The sequence below is a fragment of the Streptococcus mitis genome, assembly GCF_009496205.1.
GTDB lineage: Bacteria > Bacillota > Bacilli > Lactobacillales > Streptococcaceae > Streptococcus > Streptococcus mitis_BN.
Genome location: NZ_WIJO01000012.1, coordinates 1 through 18,949, shown reverse-complemented (window position 1 = coordinate 18,949; position 18,949 = coordinate 1). Strand labels below are relative to the sequence as shown.

Here is an 18,949-nt window from a genome sequence, read left to right as displayed (position 1 = left end):
GGTCAGATAGTTTTTTAGTCAATCTGTACCCATACAATTATCGTTTTTTTATCTTGTGATTCATTCTAATCTGACATAAAATGAAATGGTAGCTACCAATACAAATGATGGGGATAAAGAAATGACTGAAAATCGTTATGAATTAAATAAAAACTTAGCACAAATGCTTAAAGGTGGGGTTATCATGGACGTTCAGAATCCTGAACAGGCCCGTATTGCAGAAGCTGCTGGTGCGGCAGCTGTTATGGCCTTGGAACGGATTCCAGCTGATATTCGTGCAGCTGGTGGTGTTTCCCGTATGAGCGATCCAAAGATGATTAAGGAAATTCAAGAAGCGGTTAGCATTCCAGTAATGGCCAAGGTCAGAATCGGGCATTTTGTTGAAGCTCAGATTTTAGAGGCTATTGAGATTGACTATATCGATGAGAGTGAAGTTTTATCTCCAGCTGACGACCGTTTCCATGTGGACAAGAAAGAATTCCAAGTTCCTTTTGTCTGTGGAGCTAAGGACTTGGGTGAAGCCTTGCGTCGTATCGCTGAAGGTGCTTCTATGATTCGTACAAAAGGAGAACCGGGGACAGGGGATATCGTCCAAGCTGTTCGTCATATGCGTATGATGAATCAGGAAATTCGTCGCATTCAAAACTTACGAGAGGACGAACTTTATGTTGCTGCCAAGGACTTGCAAGTTCCTGTAGAATTGGTTCAATATGTCCATGAGTATGGGAAATTGCCAGTTGTAAACTTTGCGGCTGGAGGCGTTGCAACGCCAGCAGATGCTGCGCTGATGATGCAATTAGGGGCAGAGGGCGTCTTTGTCGGTTCAGGTATTTTTAAGTCAGGCGATCCTGTTAAACGGGCCAGTGCCATTGTTAAGGCTGTGACTAACTTCCGTAATCCTCAAATTCTAGCTCAAATCTCTGAAGATCTAGGAGAAGCTATGGTTGGTATTAATGAAAATGAAATTCAAATTCTCATGGCAGAGCGAGGAAAATAGATGAAAATCGGAATATTGGCCTTGCAAGGTGCCTTTGCAGAACATGCAAAAGTACTAGCTCAATTAGGTGTCGAGAGTGTTGAAATCAGAAATTTAGAGGATTTTCAGCAAAATCAGAGTGACTTGTCGGGTTTGATATTACCTGGAGGAGAGTCTACAACCATGGGCAAGCTCTTACGAGACCAAAACATGCTGATTCCCATTCGAGAAGCCATACTTTCTGAACTTCCCGTTTTTGGTACTTGCGCAGGCTTGATTCTCTTAGCTAAAGAAATTTCTTCTCAGGAAGAGTGTCATCTTGGAACTATGGATATGGTGGTCGAGCGCAATGCCTATGGGCGCCAATTAGGAAGTTTCTATACGGAAGCAGAATGTAAGGGAGTTGGTCAGATTCCAATGACCTTTATTCGTGGTCCAATTATCAGTAGTGTTGGAGAAGATGTAGAAATTCTAGCAACAGTGGACAATCAAATCGTTGCAGCTCAAGAAAAAAATATGTTGGTGACCTCTTTTCATCCAGAATTGACTGATGATGTGCGCTTGCACCAGTACTTTATCAATATGTGTAAAGAAAAAAGATAGTAAAAAAGCGCAAAAAATCACTTCCTGCGCTATACTGTAATTGAAATTTTTTTAGTTTTTGCGTTAGAACTGTTTCCTCAGTCCTAGCGCCTTTTCTTTTTGATAAGTATGATTGGTGGAGAGTATAGTAGATTGAAATAAGATGTGAACACATCTATTAGGAAAGTCAAATTAATTTCTAGAAATGTTTTAGCAGTCATGGTGTACTATTCTAGACTCAATATGCTATAGTTTGTAAACGATTCTGAGAATCTTATGAGAACAAGCAATGACGGCTTTCATCTTGCTTCCTCTTTGGGAAATTCGATTGTAAAACTCTAAGCAGACAGAGCCTACTTAGAGTTTTACATATGCTACTATCTTCGTTACAGCTAACTTAAATTCTCATTTATTAAGTATACCTAAGTTTTATGTTTAAATTTTATATAGAATAGTTGTATCACTTAACAAAGCTATGTTTACGCTTTCAATCAAGTCTCATTTATGATACTATTATGGTAATAGAAAAAATTCTTAGTTCGCTAAAGACCTTTATTCGAGATCCAGAGGAAATAGAAATTTTATCCATTAAAAATACGTTTCATAAGTTACTTACTTGATATTAATAGAATTTCAATATTGTATAATTAAATCAAAGATGACACTGGAATCAGGAGGATTTATTATGGTTAATAATGTAGCTGTTAAAGTCTCAAACATTTCAAAAGAATTTTTGTTAGGACAAGACAAAACTGTCTCTATTTTGAAAGATGTTTCTTTATCTGTCAATTATGGGGAATTTGTATCAATACTTGGTGTCAGTGGTTCTGGAAAGTCTACTTTGCTAAGTTGCTTATCAAGTTTGTCTGAACCAACAAGTGGCGAAGTTGTTATCAATGGTGTAAATCCATATACCCTAAAAGAAGGGAAGCTTGCTGAATTTAGAAGGCAAGATATTGCAATTATTTTTCAAAACTATAATCTGGTCCCCGCTCTACCTGTACTAGAAAATGTTACACTTCCTCTGAGACTCTCAGGAAAGAGTGTTGATAGCAATAAAGTAAAAAAAATGTTGGATAGTTTGAATTTTAAAGCAGAACTATCATCATTAGTTGCTACCTTATCAGGTGGAGAACAGCAAAAAGTGGCTATTACTCGTGCAATAATAGCTGATAGTAAAATTATTTTTGCTGATGAGCCAACAGGAGCTCTGGACAGCGTTTCAAGAATACTTATTTTTGAAACACTTCGTAATTTAGCGAGTCAAGGAAAATGTGTTTTTATGGTCACTCATGATATTGAGTTGGCTTCAAAAACTGACAGAGCACTCATTTTAAAAGACGGAAAAATATCTAGACAAATTATTAAACCTTCAGCTGAGGAGCTCTACCAAGCACTTGAAAGTAGTAAAGATTAATTTGAGGAGGATTTATTATGCTAAAATTAATCATTTACCAATTTCAGTACTCAAAAAGACAATGGTTAGGAACAATACCATTACTATTTGTATCTAGCCTGATTGTTGGAACATCTTTATTTGGTATTGCTAGTTCAATACAGACTGCTAATATTAACGCTTCACAACTTTTTCAAATGCTAATAGTTTTTGGTGGGACTACTCTATTTTTCCTTATTTCAAATAATATAAGACTGCTAATAGATATCTTTAAAAAGGATTACCAATTATGGGCTATCTTAGGCGCAAGCAGAACTCAGCTATCTTTATTAGTATCTGGACAGTTTTATTTAATGGCAGTGATTGTTAGTAGTATTGGTACAATACTTTCATTTATCATGGCAGATAGTTACTACAAATTTTTACAAAATTTATTAGGAAGAGATGAGTTACCTGATTTAGTTATTACAGCCAACATTCCATCAATTTTATTTAGTGTTTTTATAGTCCCAACAATTGTCGGGATAGGGGCTTACTTTTATTCAAGTCGAATACTTAAAATATCATCAATATTAAAATCAAAAAAGAAAAAAAGAAAAGTTACAGTAACTGGTTTTGTTAACATCTCTGTTCGTTTAATCCTATGGTTACTATGTATAGGTTTGATTGTTTCAGCAGGTTTTAGCAGAAATAAAGAAATAATTTCAACACAGTCAAGCATAATATTATTTTTATTAATTATTCACATCCTTATTATTCAATCACTATCTCCATCAATTCAAGTGTTTCTAACAAAATTTTTAATGAGGATATTTCCAACTGAAAATTATGTAATCAATACAGGCTTTTGGAATCTACTATCCAATCCTAGTTATTTGAAAAGTATACAAACTTCAATGAGCATGGGAGTAACTCTTATTTCTGGGTTTATTCTTTACACCCAAAATGTGTATTCATTCATGAATACAGCAAACGGAGTAAACGAAGCAAGAGCTTCCTTTATTGCTTATATGTCTGCTCCAATTATTCTGATTATTACTAGTTCTATTTCTCTTACAATTTTATCTTCTAATAAAGATATTGAGGACATTAAACAGTTAAAGACACTGGGAGTGTCAAGATTACAACTTTTTAAAATACGTATAGGCGAGGCAATAATACATTCGGTGTTAATTTTATTAGTGTCAGTCATTTTCAATTTAATTATTTTAATTTTAGTTAGCGTTATTGGCCAATTTTTAGGCCGTAGTTTAGTAGATATATCAGGTTTCTGGCAACCGAGTCTTATAGTTATTTCTTTGTTAGTTATTTTTTATAGTATTACAAAGGGATTTTATTTATTTCAAGATAGATAAATTGGAATAGTTACTGATTCAAAAAGAACACACTTATTGACATTGAAACCAAAGCAATACTTTTTTATTTGAGAAAAGACAGTAAAAAAGCGCAAAAAATCACTTCCTGTGCTATACTGTAATTGAAATTTTTTAGTTTTTGCGTTAGAACTGTTTCCTCAGTCCTAGCGCCTTTTCTTTTTGATAAGTCTGCTTGGTGGAGAGTAGTTTGTAAATGATTCTGAGAATCTTATGAGCACAAGAAATGACTGCTTTCATATTGCTTCCTCTTTGGGAAATTCGTTTACATGTAATAAACAATGGCGATGTATTGGAGGGCAGATGCGGCTAGGATAAAGAGATGCCAAATCATGTGGAAATAAGGTTTTTTCTTGGCGTAAAATCCAGCCCCAACTGTATAACAGAGTCCGCCAGTTACCATGAGACTCCAGAAAATTGGTGTCGTTTGACTAATAATGGCAGGAATGATAGCTAGAACCAACCAGCCCATAATCAGGTAAAGAGCAAGGCTAAATTTCTCATTGACTTTTTTAGCAAAGATTTTATAGAGAATACCAAAGATGGTCGTTCCCCACTGAATGGCAATGATCAGATAGCCAAACCAGTTATTCATCAAAGTCAGTACGACAGGTGTATAAGAGCCAGCAATGGCAACATAAATCATAGAATGATCAATGATTCTCAAGACGTATTTGTGGGTCGAACCATAGGCCATAGAGTGATAAATGGTGGATGATAGAAACATGAGAAAGAGACTAATAACGAAAATGGAAACGCCGATAGATGATAAAAATCCGTGTGCCTCATAACTATAGGTGGATGAAATGGGGAGTAAGATGAGCATGATGACTGCGCCTACGGCATGGGTCACGCTATTAGCAATCTCCTCTCCAAAACTGAGTTGTTTGCTGAGTTTAAGACTAGTGTTCATTGGATTACCTCCTCTTGAGTATGATCGATTAAGGCTAGAGTTCGATGATAGAGTTTAACGGTTTGGCAGCTGGTTTGGATAATGGGGTTAGCTGGGTCAATTCCTTGGTTCATGTAGTCCACAAAAGCATCATAGAGTTGGTCTGAACTTGCTTGAGTTTGTAGAGTATTAAGTGTCTGTGCTATTTCTTGAATAGAAAATACCGACTTGAGGGTTGTGATAGCAATCAAACGGGCAATTTGTTGGCGTTGGTATTTTTTCTTATCAGGTTTTGTCAGGTAACCATGTTTCACATAATTATTGACCATAGATGCTGTCAGGCCCTTATCTTTATCAGGAGAGATAGGGGCGCAGACCTGATTGACATAGAGTAAAACCTGGTCCAGATAGAGGTCAATGTTTGGAATTTCTACCCATTTTGGGTAGGAAAAGGTAGTTTTCATTTCCAACTCCTTTTTATCTAGTTTTAATAACTAGATTATAAAATAATAAAAACAGAAAGTCAAGTTTTAACTGCTTGTAGAAAGACTTAAATTATGCTATGATGGGAGAAACTAGTCAGAAATGAGGAGAAAAGATGGAGATTCGTTTAGCTTTTCCAAATGAAGTAGATGCCATCATGCAGGTGATGGAAGATGCTAAAAAATGTTTAGCAGATGTTGGTAGTGACCAGTGGCAAAATGGTTATCCAAATGCTGATATTATTATTGAGGATATTATCTCAGGTCAAGCCTACGTAGCCTTGGAAGAGGGAGAATTACTAGCTTATGCAGCCGTGACCAAGAGTCCAGAGGCAACCTATGAAGCCATTTATGAAGGAAAATGGCAAGCTGGAGAGTCAGAGTACCTAGTCTTTCACCGTATTGCTGTGGCAGCAGATGTGCAGGGACAGGGGGTTGCTCAGACTTTCCTAGAAGGCTTGATTGAAGGTTTTGATTATCTAGATTTTCGCTCAGATACACATGTTGCAAACAAGGCCATGCAGCATATATTTGAAAAACTCGGTTTTAAACAGGTTGGTAAGGTTCCAGTTGATGGAGAACGCTTGGCCTATCAAAAATTGAAGAAATAATGCAAAAGAAGTACGTAAAAATGCTCTACTTTTCGCCAATAGGAACCTTGTCTTTGGTTGCCGACGAGCAATATCTGTATGGCGTTTGGGTGCAGGAGCAGAAGCATTTTGAGAGGGGACTAGGAGATGAGACGATAGAAGCAGTTGTTAGTCATCCCATTTTAGACCCAGTTATTACTTGCTTAGATGCTTACTTTAAAGGCAAGTCTCAGGATTTATCCAACTTGCCCTTGGCTCCAATCGGAACGGATTTTGAAAAGAGAGTTTGGTCCTATTTACAGGGAATTCCTTATGGTCAGACAGTAACCTATGGACAAATCGCACAAGATTTGCAAGTGCCTTCTGCTCAAGCAATTGGTGGAGCAGTGGGGCGCAATCCTTGGTCTATCCTAGTACCTTGTCATCGTGTGCTAGGAGCAGGCAAGCGTCTGACAGGTTATGCTGCAGGAGTGGAAAAGAAAACTTGGCTCTTGGAGCATGAAGACGCAGATTTTAAAGATATAAAATAGAAAGTGAAAGACATGTTAGAATTTATCGAATACCCAAAATGTTCAACTTGTAAAAAAGCAAAACAAGAATTAAACCAACTCGGTGTGGACTATAAAGCCGTCCATATCGTGGAAGAAACACCTAGCCAAGAAGTGATTTTAAACTGGCTAGAAACCTCAGGGTTCGAGTTGAAGCAATTTTTCAACACCAGTGGAATCAAATACCGTGAACTAGGGCTGAAAGATAAGGTAGGAAGTCTGTCGAACCAAGAAGCAGCCGAGTTGCTAGCAAGCGACGGTATGTTATTAAAACGTCCGATTTTAGTGGAGAATGGAACTGTTAAGCAAATCGGTTATCGAAAATCTTATGAAGAATTGGGATTGAAATAGTTTTTATCTATCTCTTTGATAGATAAAATATATAACCTCCCTGTTTCAAAGTATGATAAACTAGTAGGTAGACAAAGTCTGTATCTGACCGTAGCAAATAATTTCATTGACGGCAGAAGTATGGTAGAATGAATCATTATCAGGAGAGGATGTTTTTATGAATGTTACAACGATTTTAGCATCAGATTGGTACCAAAACTTGATGCAATTGATTCCGGATGGCAAGCTTTTTAGCTTGCGTTCGGTCTTTGATGGAATTCCGAGAATTGTCCAACAACTTCCAACAACGATTATGTTGACCATTGGTGGTGCTCTTTTTGGCTTGGTTTTGGCACTTCTTTTCGCCATTGTGAAGATCAATCGTGTCAAGATCTTATATCCCTTGCAGGCCTTCTTTGTTAGTTTCTTAAAAGGGACACCGATTTTGGTCCAACTCATGTTGACCTACTACGGAATTCCTTTGGCTTTGAAAGCTCTCAATCAGCAATGGGGAACTGGTCTCAATATCAATGCTATTCCAGCTGCTGCTTTTGCGATTGTCGCCTTTGCCTTTAATGAGGCAGCTTATGCCAGTGAAACCATTCGTGCAGCGATTCTCTCAGTTAATCCTGGTGAGATTGAGGCGGCACGAAGTCTGGGGATGACCCGAGCGCAAGTTTATCGTCGCGTGATTATTCCAAATGCAGCAGTTGTGGCGACTCCAACTTTAATCAATTCCCTAATCGGCTTGACCAAAGGGACTTCTCTAGCCTTCAGTGCGGGTGTTGTGGAAGTCTTTGCCCAAGCTCAGATTCTAGGTGGAGCTGATTATCGTTACTTTGAACGATTCATCTCTGTAGCCCTTGTTTATTGGGTAGTCAATATTGGAATTGAAAGCCTCGGTCGTTTCATCGAGAGAAAAATGGCTATTTCTGCACCAGATACCGTGCAAACAGATGTGAAAGGAGACCTTCGTTAATGATTAAGATTTCGAATTTAAGCAAATCCTTTTCAGGACAGACTGTCTTGGATCATCTGAACTTGGATATTCAAAAAGGGGAAGTTGTAGCCTTGATTGGTTCTTCAGGAGCTGGAAAATCAACTTTCCTTCGCAGTCTCAATTATCTTGAAACACCTGACAGTGGCTCTATTCAGATTGATGATTTCTCAGTTGATTTTTCTAAGATTACTCAAGAAGAAATCCTTGCCTTACGCCGTAAGCTGTCCATGGTTTTCCAACAGTTTAATTTGTTTGAACGCCGAACAGCACTTGATAATGTGAAAGAAGGCTTGGTTGTTGTCAAGAAATTATCCGACCAAGAAGCGACTAAGATTGCCAAGGAAGAGTTGGCTAAGGTTGGGCTTTCTGACCGTGAAAACCATTACCCTCGCCATTTATCAGGTGGACAGAAGCAACGGGTTGCCTTGGCGCGTGCTCTCGCTATGAAACCAGATGTCTTGCTCTTAGACGAACCAACTTCAGCTCTTGACCCAGAATTGGTCGGTGAAGTAGAAAAATCTATTGCAGATGCTGCTAAGTCAGGTCAAACCATGATTTTGGTTAGTCATGATATGTCCTTTGTAGCCCAAGTTGCTGATAAGATTCTCTTCTTAGATAAGGGGAAAATCATCGAATCTGGAACACCGGATGAGATTATCCACCATCCTAAAGAAGAGCGGACAAAAGAATTCTTTGCTAGTTACAAACGGACTTATATTTGATATAATAGATAAAGGAAAACTCAGTTAGCTGGACTAGCTGAGTTTACTCTTTAAAAAAGATAGAAATGAGAGAAATCATGCTACTTCAACTATTTTCTTTATATTTCGAGAGTTTGATCTTGACCACCATCCTCGTCCTGATTTTTTTAGGGATTTGGATTGGACTGAGAGCCATGTCGGGAGTTGATAAGACAGCTAAGGCTCGCCAAGCCCATCTCTATGATATGATTATGATTGGAGTCTTGGTTATTCCAGTATTATCCTTTGCGGTTATGAGTTTAATTCTTGTTTTCAAGGCATAATCCTTGCTTGATTGACAAGAAAGAGTTAGAATAAAGATAGTTACAACAAGAAAGAAGGAATCTATATGTACGATACTATTATTATCGGTGCTGGACCTGCAGGGATGACTGCAGCCTTGTATGCTGCTCGAAGCAATCTGAAAGTAGCCTTGATTGAAGGTGGTCTGCCAGGTGGTCAGATGAATAATACATCTGATATTGAAAATTACCCAGGATACGCTAATATTAGTGGGCCAGAATTGGCTGAAAAGATGTTTGAACCGCTTGAAAATCTTGGTGTTGAGCACATTTATGGCTATGTTGAAAATGTAGAAGACCATGGTAATTTTAAGAAAGTGATTACTGATGATCAAACATATGAAACACGTACAGTTATCGTAGCAACTGGCTCTAAACACCGTCCTTTGGGAGTGCCTGGAGAAGAAGAACTGAACAGTCGTGGTGTTTCTTACTGTGCCGTGTGTGATGGTGCTTTCTTCCGTGACCAAAATTTGTTGGTAGTTGGTGGTGGAGATTCAGCTGTTGAAGAAGCCCTCTTCTTGACTCGTTTTGCTAAGACTGTTACCATTGTTCACCGTCGTGACCAACTTCGTGCTCAAAAGGTTTTACAAGACCGCGCCTTTGCGAATGAGAAAATCAGCTTTATCTGGGATTCTGTAGTCAAGGAAATCAAGGGTGAAAACCGAGTAGAATCTGTCGTATTTGAAAATGTGAAAACAGGTCAAGTGACAGAACAAGCCTTCGGTGGCGTCTTTATCTATGTTGGATTGGACCCTCTTAGCGATTTTGTTAAAGAATTGAATATCCAAGATCAGGCTGGCTGGATTGTGACAGATAACCACATGAAAACTGCAGTTGATGGTATCTTTGCCGTTGGAGATGTTCGCTTGAAAGACCTTCGCCAAGTAACAACAGCAGTTGGAGATGGAGCTATCGCTGGTCAAGAAGCCTATAAATTTATCACAGAACATAGTTAATACACTTCGAAAGTCTCTTCAAACCACGTCAGCTTCACTTTGCCGTAGGTATGGGTACTGACTTCGTCAGTTCTATCCACAACCTCAAAACAGTGTTTTGAGCTGACTTCGTCAGTTTTATCTACAACCTCAAAGCAGTGCTTTGAGCTGTCTACAGCTAGCTTCCTAGTTTGCTCTTCGATTTTCATTGAGTATAATCATAAAAAAGTTTCCAATCAGATGACTGGAAACTTTTTTATAGTCTATTTCGAAAAACTTCGTACATAAGAATGGCTGCAGCAACACTGGCATTGAGGCTTTGAACATGTCCATTCATAGGAATGGTAATCATTTCATCAACCTGTTTTTTGATGTTGCTAGAAATGCCTTTTCCTTCATTTCCGATGATGAGGGCGATTTTCCCTTTTGTATTCCACTTGTGGCAAGGAGTACCATTCATATCCGTTCCAAAGGTCCAGAATCCTTCATCCTTGAGTTTGTCTAGAGTTTGGCTCAGATTGGTCACTCGAGCGATTGGGACGTGCTCAATAGCACCTGTGGCCGTTTTGGCAACGACAGGAGTAACACCGACAGCACGATGTTTGGGAATGATGACACCTGAAACGTTGGTCGCATCGGCTGTTCTTAAGATGGAGCCTAAGTTGTGAGGGTCGGTTAACCCGTCCAGAATTAATAGCAAAGGATTTTCTTCTTGGCGTGTTTTGGCAAGGATTTGGTCCAGCTCACTATAGGCAAATTCGGACACTCGTAGAACAAAACCTTGGTGGACAGCACCTTCAGTCATCTCAGAGAGGGATTTTTTTGAGGTCCAAGAAATGGAGACCTTCTTTTCTGTAGCTAGTTCCTTGACTTTCTCAACATTCTTACCTCGGAGATCTTCTTGGAGGTAGAGTTTGTTGCCAGTGTTTGCAAGGAGGGCTTCGGTAACGGCGTGGACGCCATAGACAATATCATTTGTTTTCATGCCTCTATTATAACACACTTCGCTCAGCAGTCCTATTCTTATATAGAGCGATCTACAACTCGCTCTTTTAAATACTTAAATATCACCAATAAATCGGTAATGTATTTCCAGTTTAATTTGCCTATTCTTGCCTCTACCAATCGGTTGGTGGATAATAATTTTATCAATCAATTCGTTGATAATTTTCGGTGTCAACTTCTCAAGTTGAGTATATTTTCGAATGGTTATCATAAATTTTTCAATGTTGTGGGCAGGTTTCATTTTCACCCCAAGAGTTTCGGTTGCGGTTTGGACTTTTTCCTTTAACTCGACTTGTTCCGCCTCATAGTTGTCGCACAATTTTTTGAAACGGCCGTCCGCAATCTCACCCAACAGTTGCTTTTCGTAGAGTCGCTGGATAATAGTATCCAACTCCACCATTCGCTGTTCGTTTTTGGTCAGCTGTTTTTGCAGTTCGCTGAACTCCTTGGTTTCTTTGATTTCAAACTTGTCCTTCAAGAGTTGTGATAAATCTGCTTCGTTAATCTGAAACGAGTTTATCAGTTCTTGAAGCTCGTTTAAAATCAGGTCTTCCAATGCTTCTTTACGAGGATAGTGACCGCCCGAACAAGTATCGCCAGCTCGCCTAAAATGGTGACATTTATAATGGTCGAGGTTCACGCCATCTTTTTCTTGCGAGCAAAAACTTAATTTATGCTCATTTTCGCAATAAAGCAAGCCTGCAAACAAATTTTCGTGTCCTGTTTTGTTTTTCCAGTTCTGCCTTTGAATGACTCGCTTGTGTCCCATCATTTTTCTTGCAATTTCAAAATCTTCCTTCGAAATAATCGCTTCGTGGCTATCTGGGAAAATTAGCCAATCTTCACTAGGTCGCATGCGACAATTCCGCTGTTTGTAGGAAATTTTTGCAGTTTTCAAGTTAATGGTTGAGCCGATATACTCCTCTTTTTCCAATATTTGCCAAATCATCTGAATTTTTCAATAACAAGGGTCGCTCTCTAAAATCCGATAGTTTGCAACGTCCAGATTCATTTTGTCACACCTTAAACCTTGAGCTATCTCGGTTGGCGTTCTGCCTGAAATATACTCCGAAAATATCCGTTTAACGATTTCTGAAGCATATTCATTTACCAACCCCTCCTTACGATTTTCTGGATTATTGAGGTATCCATAAGTTGTAATCCAGCCGATTTTTTCACCATTTTGGCTTTGGTATGTTTCGAAAGCTTAATTTTCTCGCTACACTGCATACTATACCAGTTATTAAAGAGTGAAACCAATGGTGTGAGATAGGCATCTTGGCTGGATTTCTTGTTGCTATCTATATTTTCTTGCAGGAAAATGAAGCGAATGTTTTTCGAAGGGAAAGTTACTTCCAGAAGATTGCCAGTGAGCAGGTAATCTCGTGAAACACGGCTCAAATCCTTTACCACAAAATTCGAAACTTGGTTGTTTTCAACCAATGCTAGAGCTTGTTGGAAAGCTGGACGCTGGGTATTTGAACCTGAATAGCCATCATCGTAAAATACAATTGGGTTGTTCAAATTCTCTCGCTCCGCCAGTTTGCTTAAAATCAAGCGTTGGTTGGAAATTGAGTTAGATTCACCTTCGTTTGCGTCTTCTGCGGAAAGCCTACAATATAAAACGCTAATCTTGAACTTGAACTGCACCCCAAAAGTTAGACAGAAAAAATCTAACTTTTGGGGTGTTTTATTATGAAATTGAGTTATGATGATAAAGTTCAGATCTATGAACTTAGAAAACAAGGATATAGCTTAGAGAAGCTTTCAAATAAATTTGGGATAAACAATTCTAATCTTAGGTACATGATTAAATTGATTGATCGTTATGGAATAGAAATCGTCAAAAAAGGAAAGAATTGTTACTATTCTCCTGAACTAAAACAAGAGATCATTGATAAAGTTCTTCTTGAGGGGCATTCACAAATTAGGGCGTCTATGGATTATGCTCTTCCAAGTAGTGGATTACTTTCGAATTGGCTGGCACAATACAAGAAAAACGGGTATACTATTGTTGAGAAAACAAGAGGGAGACCACCTAAAATGGGACGTAAGCCAAAGAAGAGATTTGAAGATATGACAGAATTAGAACGTCTTCAAGCAGAAAATGAGTACTTGAGAGCGGAGAATGCCATTCTAAAAAAGTTGAGAGAACTCCGATTGAGGGACGAAAAGAAGCAAGAAGAAAAACGGAAATTGTTCAAGGACTTGTAACAGAGTTTTCTTTAGATATCCTTCTAAAGATTATTAAGCTTGCCCGTTCAACTTATTATTACCACTTAAAACAGCTGGATCAAAGCGATAAAGATTATGATATTAAAGCTGAAATTCAGTCAACTTATACTGAGCATAAAGGAAATTACGGCTATCGTCGCATGACTCTAGAATTACGAAATCGTGGCTTCGTAGTGAACCATAAGAAGGTGCAGCGTCTGATGAAAGTACTTGGTTTAACGGCTCGAATTCGCCGTAAACGGAAGTATTCTTCCTACCAAGGAGAGGTTGGCAAGAAAGCAGATAATCTTATTCAACGTCAATTTGAAGCAACCAAACCAATGCAAAAGTGCTACACAGATGTGACAGAATTTGCCATTCCAGCAAGCAGCCAAAAGCTTTACTTATCACCAGTTTTAGATGGCTTTAATAGCGAAATTATCGCCTATAATCTTTCAACTTCACCCAACTTAGAACAAGTAAAAACGATGTTGGAACAGGCATTCACAGATAAACACTATAAGAATACGATTCTCCATAGTGACCAAGGTTGGCAATACCAACACGATTCTTATCATCGGTTCCTAGAGAGTAAGGGAATTCAAGCATCCATGTCACGTAAGGGGAACAGTCCAGACAATGGTATGATGGAGTCCTTCTTTGGGATTCTGAAATCGGAAATGTTTTACGGTTATGAGAAGTCATTTCAGTCGCTTAAGCAATTGGAACAAGCCATTGTAGACTATATTGATTACTACAACAATAAACGAATTAAGGTAAAACTAAAAGGACTTAGCCCTGTGCAATACAGAACTAAATCATTTGGATAAATTAATTGTCTAACTTTTTGGGGTCAGTACAAAAATCTAAGGAGAAACTGCGTTTTAAAAATACCTCTAATAAGGAACAGTGAGATTCTGGTTTGTTAGAAGTTCGCATTTTGACAATACGAATATCTGAAGCCAAATCACTACTCTTTATTAGGGGTATTTTGTATCCTTTGCAAAACCTCTAAATCCGTGAGGAAAGGGGGGACGGTATGAGCGAGAAAGAAAAGGAGTTTCTGTCGTTCGTGCTACTTCTTGTGAAGGTGTGCGAATTTATTCAAAAAGCCCAAGTTGGTAGCTTGGACTTGAATGATGTGGTGCTTATTCTTGAGATATACGAACTTTGCGTAGCGATACGCAACAATTTCAAGGATAGGTAAACACCTTTCAAAAAAGCTAATGAATTGCCGTTCATTGGCTTTTCTGTCTTTTGTAAAACACAAGTAAAAACGCTTTCGGTGTGCGTTCATCACTTCTTATTAGTATACCACTTCCTTAAAATTATTGCAATCATAAAGAGTTTTTATTTTCAAAACTGATGTAAATTAAACTCAAAAACAGGCTGGACTTCCGTGCCAAAGAGAGTTATGATGGACAAGTAAAAGAAAGAAACAGATAGGAGTGATATGTATATCGATTTAAAAACTGAAATGTATCTACAAAAATTAGAAGGTGACATTCGTAGCCAGCTATATTGGGGCATGGTGCCAGAAATACCAATTGAATGGCAACCAAACCAATTAGGATTTTACCTCAGCGCCCCTATATCTTTGCCCGCATTTTTAACGAGACTGCGAGTTTTCGAAAAAGGTTTTGCCTTTGATTATGTTGAAACTAATGTTTTTAAACGCAAGATAACAGTTTTTGCCATTAACGAAAGCAAAGAGAAATTTATTGCGAAAATTGAAAAGTTGTTTAATTGTCAAAGTAGAGGCGAGATGTGCGAAATTTTGCTATACATTTTAGCAACGCCAGTAACTTGTATCGATGAAGCGATTTGTTAACCGAAAATTATAACAAAGTTGCCCCAGTTTTGCGACTGGGGTGTTTGTTTTGCTTTGAAAAATTTAGTTGTTACATTCAAGTTTGATGTTCAAAACCTCAACCTTTTCTTCCTGCAATTTGCAATTCCAAACGACAAATTCGTCCAAATCTTCCGTTCTGCAACAAGCAGTATAATATTCTTCAGCACGCTCCGGATTAAGAAAACGGCAAGTGTAAACCCGAAAATCTTCGTCCGTGATGGGGAGTTGCACTTCGAAAACGGGGCTTAAAAGCACATCACCTACCGTGTAATCGTGTAATTCTTCAAAAGTTGTAAGGTGAACTGTTTCAATTTGGGGGAGTTTGGGCTCAGCTTCGAAATTTTGACTGTTTTCGTGGATTTGGTTGAATTTTTCCTTATTCCTCCGTTAAAATTTCTCTGCTCAAAACAGTTAATTCTTCTTTCCGAAGTTGGCTCATTAGGCGAGAAAATTTCTCGTCTGGAGCAACATTCATCTGGTGATATAATTCTTGCACGAGAGCTAGATTATTGAACTGCAGACAGTAGCAGAGCGTCTGGTTGGGGTTTGGGTGGTAGAAAACCTCAAAATTTGGCTGAATCATATCGCCCCAGTAGTAGTCAAAATTTTCGAAGGCTTTTAGTTTTGCTTTGTTGCCAATTTAAAGCTCGGTGGGTACTGGAGCTTCTTGCGACAGTTTGCCCAACTCGTAACTCATCCGAAGCATTTCTTGAAGCGTCCAGACCGAAATATCGTGAAAATCTTGGCTGTCTGAATTTTGGCATTCCAGCGTAGGGATTCTGCTGCTTTATTGGTGTGTCCATCATAACTCTCCATAGAGGAAGAGTCAAGCACTTTTTCACGAAAACCCCAACGATTTGAAATCGCTGGGGTTAAGGGCTAGAGTTGGTTAGTTGTTGGACTGCTGGGTGAGGTGTGGACATTCTATGGTATTCGTTTCATGAGACAAACCATCAAGGACATTGAGGTCAATACCATCTATCGCTAGTTTCTGGGTTTGAGTTTAAACGATAAGATTTCTTATTTTACAACTTATGACAAGAATTACAGCCGTCGTTTTCAATATAAGGAAGTAATCGAGGAAATTTTTAATCACGTCTTATCTATTGTATGGGGCAAAGTTTGATTGATCAAACTGAGATTTTCATTGATGGGATTCATATCAAAGCCGCAGCCAATAACCACAAATATACTCACAAAGTTCCAGACAAACAAGCTAAGTTTATGAGTGGCAACTGAGAGTTGAGATTGACTTGAATTGGAAAAAACACCGCTTGGGCTCTCAAAAAAAACGAGGCTGAATCGAAAAATAGAAGTCAAGTGGAAGTTACTTTGAGAAATGACCATTATTTTTCTATCTCTATTAGAATGATTTCTAATGTAGAAGTATAATAGATTTTCTGGTATAATAAAAGTTATGGAAATCGAAAAAACCAATCGTATGAATGCGCTCTTTGAATTTTATGCGGCGCTTTTGACAGATAAGCAAATGAATTATATCGAGCTATACTACGCTGATGATTACAGCCTTGCTGAGATTGCTGAAGAGTTCGGCGTTAGTCGTCAGGCTGTCTATGACAATATCAAGCGGACAGAAAAGATTCTGGAAGACTATGAGATGAAGCTCCATATGTACTCGGACTACATTGTTCGCAGTCAAATTTTTGATCAGATTTTGGAGCGTTATCCAGAGGATGCTTTTCTGCAAGAGCAAATTGAGATTTTGACCAGTATTGATAATAGGGAGTAATCATGGAAAATCTTGTTGTCTATAAAGGAATACCTTGCAAACTATTAGCTGCAGAGGAACCATTTCCTACAAGACTACAAATTCTCTCACCTAATTCTATTCCTCAAGCCCTTAAAGAAGGATTTAGCTGTTGGGGATATCCAAATGAAATCATTAAAGAAGTCACAACCGAAGAACTAGAGAGTTTGCAACATTTCGGACGATTTCCACTGAATTGAAAAAATAGGAGAAAATAATGGCATTTGAAAATTTAACAGAACGTTTGCAGAACGTCTTTAAAAATTTACGTAAAAAAGGAAAAATCTCTGAATCTGATGTCCAAGAGGCAACCAAAGAAATTCGCTTGGCCTTGCTTGAGGCCGACGTTGCCTTGCCTGTTGTAAAGGACTTTATCAAGAAAGTTCGTGAGCGTGCAGTCGGGCATGAGGTCATTGATACCCTTAATCCTGCGCAACAAATTATTAAAATCGTTGATGAGGAACTGACAACTGTTTTAGGTTCTGATACGGCAGAAATTATCAAGTCACCTAAGATTCCAACCATCATCATGATGGTTGGTTTACAGGGGGCTGGTAAAACAACCTTTGCAGGTAAATTGGCCAACAAACTCAAGAAAGAAGAAAATGCTCGTCCTTTGATGATTGCTGCGGATATTTACCGTCCTGCGGCTATTGACCAGCTTAAGACCTTGGGGCAACAAATTGATGTGCCTGTCTTTGCACTTGGAACAGAAGTACCAGCTGTTGAGATTGTACGTCAAGGTTTGGAGCAAGCCCAAACTAATCATAACGACTATGTCTTGATTGATACGGCAGGTCGTTTGCAGATTGATGAGCTTTTGATGAATGAGCTTCGTGACGTGAAAGCATTGGCTCAACCAAACGAAATTCTGCTCGTCGTTGATGCCATGATTGGTCAGGAAGCGGCCAATGTTGCGCGTGAGTTCAATGCTCAGTTGGAAGTGACTGGGGTCATCCTTACCAAGATTGATGGCGATACTCGTGGTGGTGCGGCTCTATCTGTTCGTCACATTACCGGAAAACCAATCAAGTTCACTGGTACAGGTGAAAAGATTACGGACATTGAGACCTTCCACCCAGACCGTATGTCAAGCCGTATCCTTGGCATGGGGGATATGCTCACTCTGATTGAGAAAGCTTCTCAGGAATACGATGAGCAAAAAGCCCTTGAAATGGCTGAGAAGATGCGTGAAAACACCTTTGATTTCAATGATTTCATTGATCAGTTGGATCAGGTGCAAAACATGGGGCCGATGGAAGACTTGCTCAAGATGATTCCAGGTATGGCCAATAATCCAGCACTTCAAAACATGAAGGTGGATGAACGCCAGATTGCTCGCAAACGTGCCATTGTGTCTTCAATGACACCTGAAGAACGTGAAAATCCAGATTTGTTAAATCCAAGCCGTCGTCGTCGTATTGCCGCAGGTTCTGGAAATACTTTTGTAGAAGTCAATAAATTTATCAAAGACTTTAACCAGGCTAAACAGCTCATGCAGGGTGTCATGTCTGGGGATATGAACAAGATGATGAAGCAGATGGGAATCAATCCAAACAACCTTCCTAAAAATATGTCAAATATGGGAGGAATGGATATGTCTGCCCTTGAAGGAATGATGGGACAAGGCGGTATGCCTGATCTGTCAGCTCTCGGAGGAGCAGGAATGCCAGATATGAGTCAGATGTTTGGTGGCGGACTCAAAGGTAAAATTGGTGAATTTGCCATGAAACAGTCCATGAAACGCATGGCTAACAAAATGAAGAAAGCAAAGAAGAAACGTAAGTAAGACAAAGGAAGGCCGCAGGGCTTTCCTTTCCTACAAAAAGAACTCTCAGATTGAAGACAAACATCGTTTTAATGTTTGTCTTTTTTATATCTTCAGCGTTACTATTCTCAAAATAGGCTAAAATCTTTATCAAAATAGTTTTCAGCGAAAAATAAAAAAGCTTCCCCGCCAT

At 38.8% G+C, this 18,949-nt stretch carries 25 protein-coding genes and 1 pseudogene; 18 read left to right on the top strand and 8 right to left on the bottom strand.

The annotated features are described in order from the left end of the window. Positions 1-121: 121 nt before the first annotated feature. The 4 genes from pdxS (at position 122) to GEZ85_RS03305 (ending at position 4,309) form a co-directional block, all read left to right on the top strand. Positions 122-997 carry a pyridoxal 5'-phosphate synthase lyase subunit PdxS gene (gene pdxS / locus GEZ85_RS03320; protein ID WP_084886814.1) on the top strand — a complete coding sequence of 292 codons (876 nt, stop codon included), beginning with the start codon at positions 122-124 and terminating at the stop codon, positions 995-997. Continuing rightward, positions 998-1,579 (top strand): pyridoxal 5'-phosphate synthase glutaminase subunit PdxT, encoded by a 582-nt coding sequence (gene pdxT / locus GEZ85_RS03315; RefSeq protein WP_153209438.1) that lies wholly within the window; start codon positions 998-1,000, stop codon positions 1,577-1,579. A gap of 664 nt (positions 1,580-2,243) precedes the next feature. Beyond that, the gene (locus GEZ85_RS03310) at positions 2,244-2,975 is read left to right on the top strand and encodes an ABC transporter ATP-binding protein (protein WP_153209440.1); all 732 of its coding nucleotides are present in this window, start codon (positions 2,244-2,246) and stop codon (positions 2,973-2,975) included. A 17-nt stretch (positions 2,976-2,992) separates the two neighbouring features. Continuing rightward, a complete protein-coding gene (locus tag GEZ85_RS03305) occupies positions 2,993-4,309 on the top strand; it encodes an FtsX-like permease family protein (protein ID WP_153209442.1) in 1,317 nt (438 codons plus the stop codon). Positions 4,310-4,592: 283 nt separating this feature from the next. Here the strand turns inward: GEZ85_RS03305 and trhA are convergent, their stop codons facing one another. After that, entirely contained in the window at positions 4,593-5,240 is a 648-nt protein-coding gene (gene trhA / locus GEZ85_RS03300; protein ID WP_001097996.1) for a PAQR family membrane homeostasis protein TrhA, read from the bottom strand. Next, entirely contained in the window at positions 5,237-5,683 is a 447-nt protein-coding gene (locus GEZ85_RS03295; RefSeq protein WP_045611917.1) for a DUF1836 domain-containing protein, read from the bottom strand. The genes trhA and GEZ85_RS03295 overlap by 4 nt, the downstream gene beginning before the upstream one ends. A 134-nt stretch (positions 5,684-5,817) precedes the next feature. On the opposite strand from GEZ85_RS03295, the gene GEZ85_RS03290 reads away from it, so the two are divergent. The 7 genes from GEZ85_RS03290 to trxB all read left to right on the top strand — a co-directional run bounded on the left by GEZ85_RS03290 (position 5,818) and on the right by trxB (position 10,170). Then, complete coding sequence (locus tag GEZ85_RS03290; RefSeq protein WP_045611915.1) at positions 5,818-6,312, top strand: GNAT family N-acetyltransferase; 495 nt, start codon at positions 5,818-5,820, stop codon at positions 6,310-6,312. After that, a complete protein-coding gene (locus GEZ85_RS03285; protein WP_045611913.1) occupies positions 6,312-6,821 on the top strand; it encodes a methylated-DNA--[protein]-cysteine S-methyltransferase in 510 nt (169 codons plus the stop codon). The genes GEZ85_RS03290 and GEZ85_RS03285 overlap by 1 nt, the downstream gene beginning before the upstream one ends. 12 nt (positions 6,822-6,833) lie before the next feature. Then, complete coding sequence (locus tag GEZ85_RS03280) at positions 6,834-7,190, top strand: arsenate reductase family protein (RefSeq protein ID WP_000889093.1); 357 nt, start codon at positions 6,834-6,836, stop codon at positions 7,188-7,190. Between the two features lie 157 nt (positions 7,191-7,347). Beyond that, complete coding sequence (locus GEZ85_RS03275; RefSeq protein ID WP_001103449.1) at positions 7,348-8,148, top strand: amino acid ABC transporter permease; 801 nt, start codon at positions 7,348-7,350, stop codon at positions 8,146-8,148. Then, a complete protein-coding gene (locus GEZ85_RS03270; protein WP_000590982.1) occupies positions 8,148-8,891 on the top strand; it encodes an amino acid ABC transporter ATP-binding protein in 744 nt (247 codons plus the stop codon). The genes GEZ85_RS03275 and GEZ85_RS03270 overlap by 1 nt, the downstream gene beginning before the upstream one ends. A gap of 77 nt (positions 8,892-8,968) precedes the next feature. Beyond that, positions 8,969-9,193, top strand: coding sequence for a DUF4059 family protein (locus GEZ85_RS03265; protein WP_038806263.1), 225 nt, complete (start codon positions 8,969-8,971; stop codon positions 9,191-9,193). Between the two features lie 65 nt (positions 9,194-9,258). Then, positions 9,259-10,170 carry a thioredoxin-disulfide reductase gene (gene trxB / locus GEZ85_RS03260; RefSeq protein ID WP_038806262.1) on the top strand — a complete coding sequence of 304 codons (912 nt, stop codon included), beginning with the start codon at positions 9,259-9,261 and terminating at the stop codon, positions 10,168-10,170. 235 nt (positions 10,171-10,405) lie between these two features. On the opposite strand, the gene rlmB is transcribed toward trxB, so the two are convergent. The 3 genes from rlmB to GEZ85_RS10295 form a co-directional block, all read right to left on the bottom strand. After that, the gene (rlmB, locus tag GEZ85_RS03255; RefSeq protein ID WP_045611907.1) at positions 10,406-11,134 is read right to left on the bottom strand and encodes a 23S rRNA (guanosine(2251)-2'-O)-methyltransferase RlmB; all 729 of its coding nucleotides are present in this window, start codon (positions 11,132-11,134) and stop codon (positions 10,406-10,408) included. Between the two features lie 75 nt (positions 11,135-11,209). Then, a complete protein-coding gene (locus tag GEZ85_RS10300) occupies positions 11,210-12,103 on the bottom strand; it encodes a DUF4368 domain-containing protein (RefSeq protein ID WP_228112193.1) in 894 nt (297 codons plus the stop codon). Between the two features lie 158 nt (positions 12,104-12,261). After that, positions 12,262-12,804: a recombinase family protein gene (locus GEZ85_RS10295; RefSeq protein ID WP_322741442.1), complete on the bottom strand. Its 543-nt coding sequence runs from the start codon at positions 12,802-12,804 to the stop codon at positions 12,262-12,264. A 45-nt stretch (positions 12,805-12,849) separates the two neighbouring features. On the opposite strand from GEZ85_RS10295, the gene GEZ85_RS03245 reads away from it, so the two are divergent. The 3 genes from GEZ85_RS03245 (at position 12,850) to GEZ85_RS03235 (ending at position 15,199) form a co-directional block, all read left to right on the top strand. Next, positions 12,850-14,198, top strand: a protein-coding gene (locus GEZ85_RS03245) for an IS3 family transposase (RefSeq protein ID WP_153209444.1) whose coding sequence is annotated in 2 segments (ribosomal slippage) — positions 12,850-13,282 and positions 13,282-14,198 — 1,350 coding nt in all. Because the reading frame shifts where the segments join, the coding sequence is not laid out codon by codon here. 209 nt (positions 14,199-14,407) lie between these two features. Then, positions 14,408-14,575: a hypothetical protein gene (locus tag GEZ85_RS03240; protein WP_153209446.1), complete on the top strand. Its 168-nt coding sequence runs from the start codon at positions 14,408-14,410 to the stop codon at positions 14,573-14,575. Between the two features lie 246 nt (positions 14,576-14,821). Next, positions 14,822-15,199, top strand: coding sequence for a hypothetical protein (locus GEZ85_RS03235; protein ID WP_153209448.1), 378 nt, complete (start codon positions 14,822-14,824; stop codon positions 15,197-15,199). 63 nt (positions 15,200-15,262) lie between these two features. On the opposite strand, the gene GEZ85_RS03230 is transcribed toward GEZ85_RS03235, so the two are convergent. Then, the gene (locus tag GEZ85_RS03230) at positions 15,263-15,475 is read right to left on the bottom strand and encodes a hypothetical protein (protein WP_153209450.1); all 213 of its coding nucleotides are present in this window, start codon (positions 15,473-15,475) and stop codon (positions 15,263-15,265) included. 385 nt (positions 15,476-15,860) lie between these two features. Then, positions 15,861-15,989 (bottom strand): DUF6900 domain-containing protein, encoded by a 129-nt coding sequence (locus GEZ85_RS10610; protein ID WP_409349513.1) that lies wholly within the window; start codon positions 15,987-15,989, stop codon positions 15,861-15,863. 156 nt (positions 15,990-16,145) lie between these two features. Here GEZ85_RS10610 and GEZ85_RS03225 point away from each other — a divergent pair. The 4 genes and pseudogenes from GEZ85_RS03225 to ffh form a co-directional block, all read left to right on the top strand. Continuing rightward, positions 16,146-16,491 (top strand): annotated as a pseudogene (locus tag GEZ85_RS03225) (transposase); the annotation flags it as partial. Between the two features lie 146 nt (positions 16,492-16,637). Continuing rightward, entirely contained in the window at positions 16,638-16,970 is a 333-nt protein-coding gene (locus GEZ85_RS03220) for a putative DNA-binding protein (protein WP_000402062.1), read from the top strand. 2 nt (positions 16,971-16,972) lie between these two features. After that, on the top strand, positions 16,973-17,188 hold the full coding sequence (locus GEZ85_RS03215) for a 2-oxoglutarate:acceptor oxidoreductase (protein WP_153209452.1): 216 nt from the start codon (positions 16,973-16,975) through the stop codon (positions 17,186-17,188). Between the two features lie 17 nt (positions 17,189-17,205). Beyond that, on the top strand, positions 17,206-18,777 hold the full coding sequence (ffh, locus tag GEZ85_RS03210; protein ID WP_153209454.1) for a signal recognition particle protein: 1,572 nt from the start codon (positions 17,206-17,208) through the stop codon (positions 18,775-18,777). Here the strand turns inward: ffh and GEZ85_RS10290 are convergent. Continuing rightward, on the bottom strand, positions 18,740-18,949 hold a 210-nt coding region (locus GEZ85_RS10290), incomplete at its 5' end, for a hypothetical protein (RefSeq protein WP_228112195.1). The genes ffh and GEZ85_RS10290 overlap by 38 nt on opposite strands.

Excerpts from the sequence above, each read along its gene's own strand:
- GEZ85_RS03265 (WP_038806263.1), top strand. The coding sequence starts at position 8,969 with ATGCTACTTCAACTATTTTCTTTATATTTCGAGAGTTTGATCTTGACC.
- GEZ85_RS03235 (WP_153209448.1), top strand. The coding sequence starts at position 14,822 with ATGTATATCGATTTAAAAACTGAAATGTATCTACAAAAATTAGAAGGT.
- ffh (WP_153209454.1), top strand. The coding sequence starts at position 17,206 with ATGGCATTTGAAAATTTAACAGAACGTTTGCAGAACGTCTTTAAAAAT.
- GEZ85_RS03275 (WP_001103449.1), top strand. The coding sequence starts at position 7,348 with ATGAATGTTACAACGATTTTAGCATCAGATTGGTACCAAAACTTGATG.
- trxB (WP_038806262.1), top strand. The coding sequence starts at position 9,259 with ATGTACGATACTATTATTATCGGTGCTGGACCTGCAGGGATGACTGCA.
- rlmB (WP_045611907.1), bottom strand. The coding sequence starts at position 11,134 with ATGAAAACAAATGATATTGTCTATGGCGTCCACGCCGTTACCGAAGCC.
- GEZ85_RS03305 (WP_153209442.1), top strand. The coding sequence starts at position 2,993 with ATGCTAAAATTAATCATTTACCAATTTCAGTACTCAAAAAGACAATGG.
- GEZ85_RS03310 (WP_153209440.1), top strand. The coding sequence starts at position 2,244 with ATGGTTAATAATGTAGCTGTTAAAGTCTCAAACATTTCAAAAGAATTT.
- GEZ85_RS03215 (WP_153209452.1), top strand. The coding sequence starts at position 16,973 with ATGGAAAATCTTGTTGTCTATAAAGGAATACCTTGCAAACTATTAGCT.
- GEZ85_RS10300 (WP_228112193.1), bottom strand. The coding sequence starts at position 12,103 with ATGATTTGGCAAATATTGGAAAAAGAGGAGTATATCGGCTCAACCATT.
- GEZ85_RS03220 (WP_000402062.1), top strand. The coding sequence starts at position 16,638 with ATGGAAATCGAAAAAACCAATCGTATGAATGCGCTCTTTGAATTTTAT.
- GEZ85_RS03285 (WP_045611913.1), top strand. The coding sequence starts at position 6,312 with ATGCAAAAGAAGTACGTAAAAATGCTCTACTTTTCGCCAATAGGAACC.
- GEZ85_RS03280 (WP_000889093.1), top strand. The coding sequence starts at position 6,834 with ATGTTAGAATTTATCGAATACCCAAAATGTTCAACTTGTAAAAAAGCA.
- GEZ85_RS03295 (WP_045611917.1), bottom strand. The coding sequence starts at position 5,683 with ATGAAAACTACCTTTTCCTACCCAAAATGGGTAGAAATTCCAAACATT.
- GEZ85_RS03240 (WP_153209446.1), top strand. The coding sequence starts at position 14,408 with ATGAGCGAGAAAGAAAAGGAGTTTCTGTCGTTCGTGCTACTTCTTGTG.
- trhA (WP_001097996.1), bottom strand. The coding sequence starts at position 5,240 with ATGAACACTAGTCTTAAACTCAGCAAACAACTCAGTTTTGGAGAGGAG.
- GEZ85_RS03270 (WP_000590982.1), top strand. The coding sequence starts at position 8,148 with ATGATTAAGATTTCGAATTTAAGCAAATCCTTTTCAGGACAGACTGTC.
- pdxS (WP_084886814.1), top strand. The coding sequence starts at position 122 with ATGACTGAAAATCGTTATGAATTAAATAAAAACTTAGCACAAATGCTT.
- GEZ85_RS03290 (WP_045611915.1), top strand. The coding sequence starts at position 5,818 with ATGGAGATTCGTTTAGCTTTTCCAAATGAAGTAGATGCCATCATGCAG.
- pdxT (WP_153209438.1), top strand. The coding sequence starts at position 998 with ATGAAAATCGGAATATTGGCCTTGCAAGGTGCCTTTGCAGAACATGCA.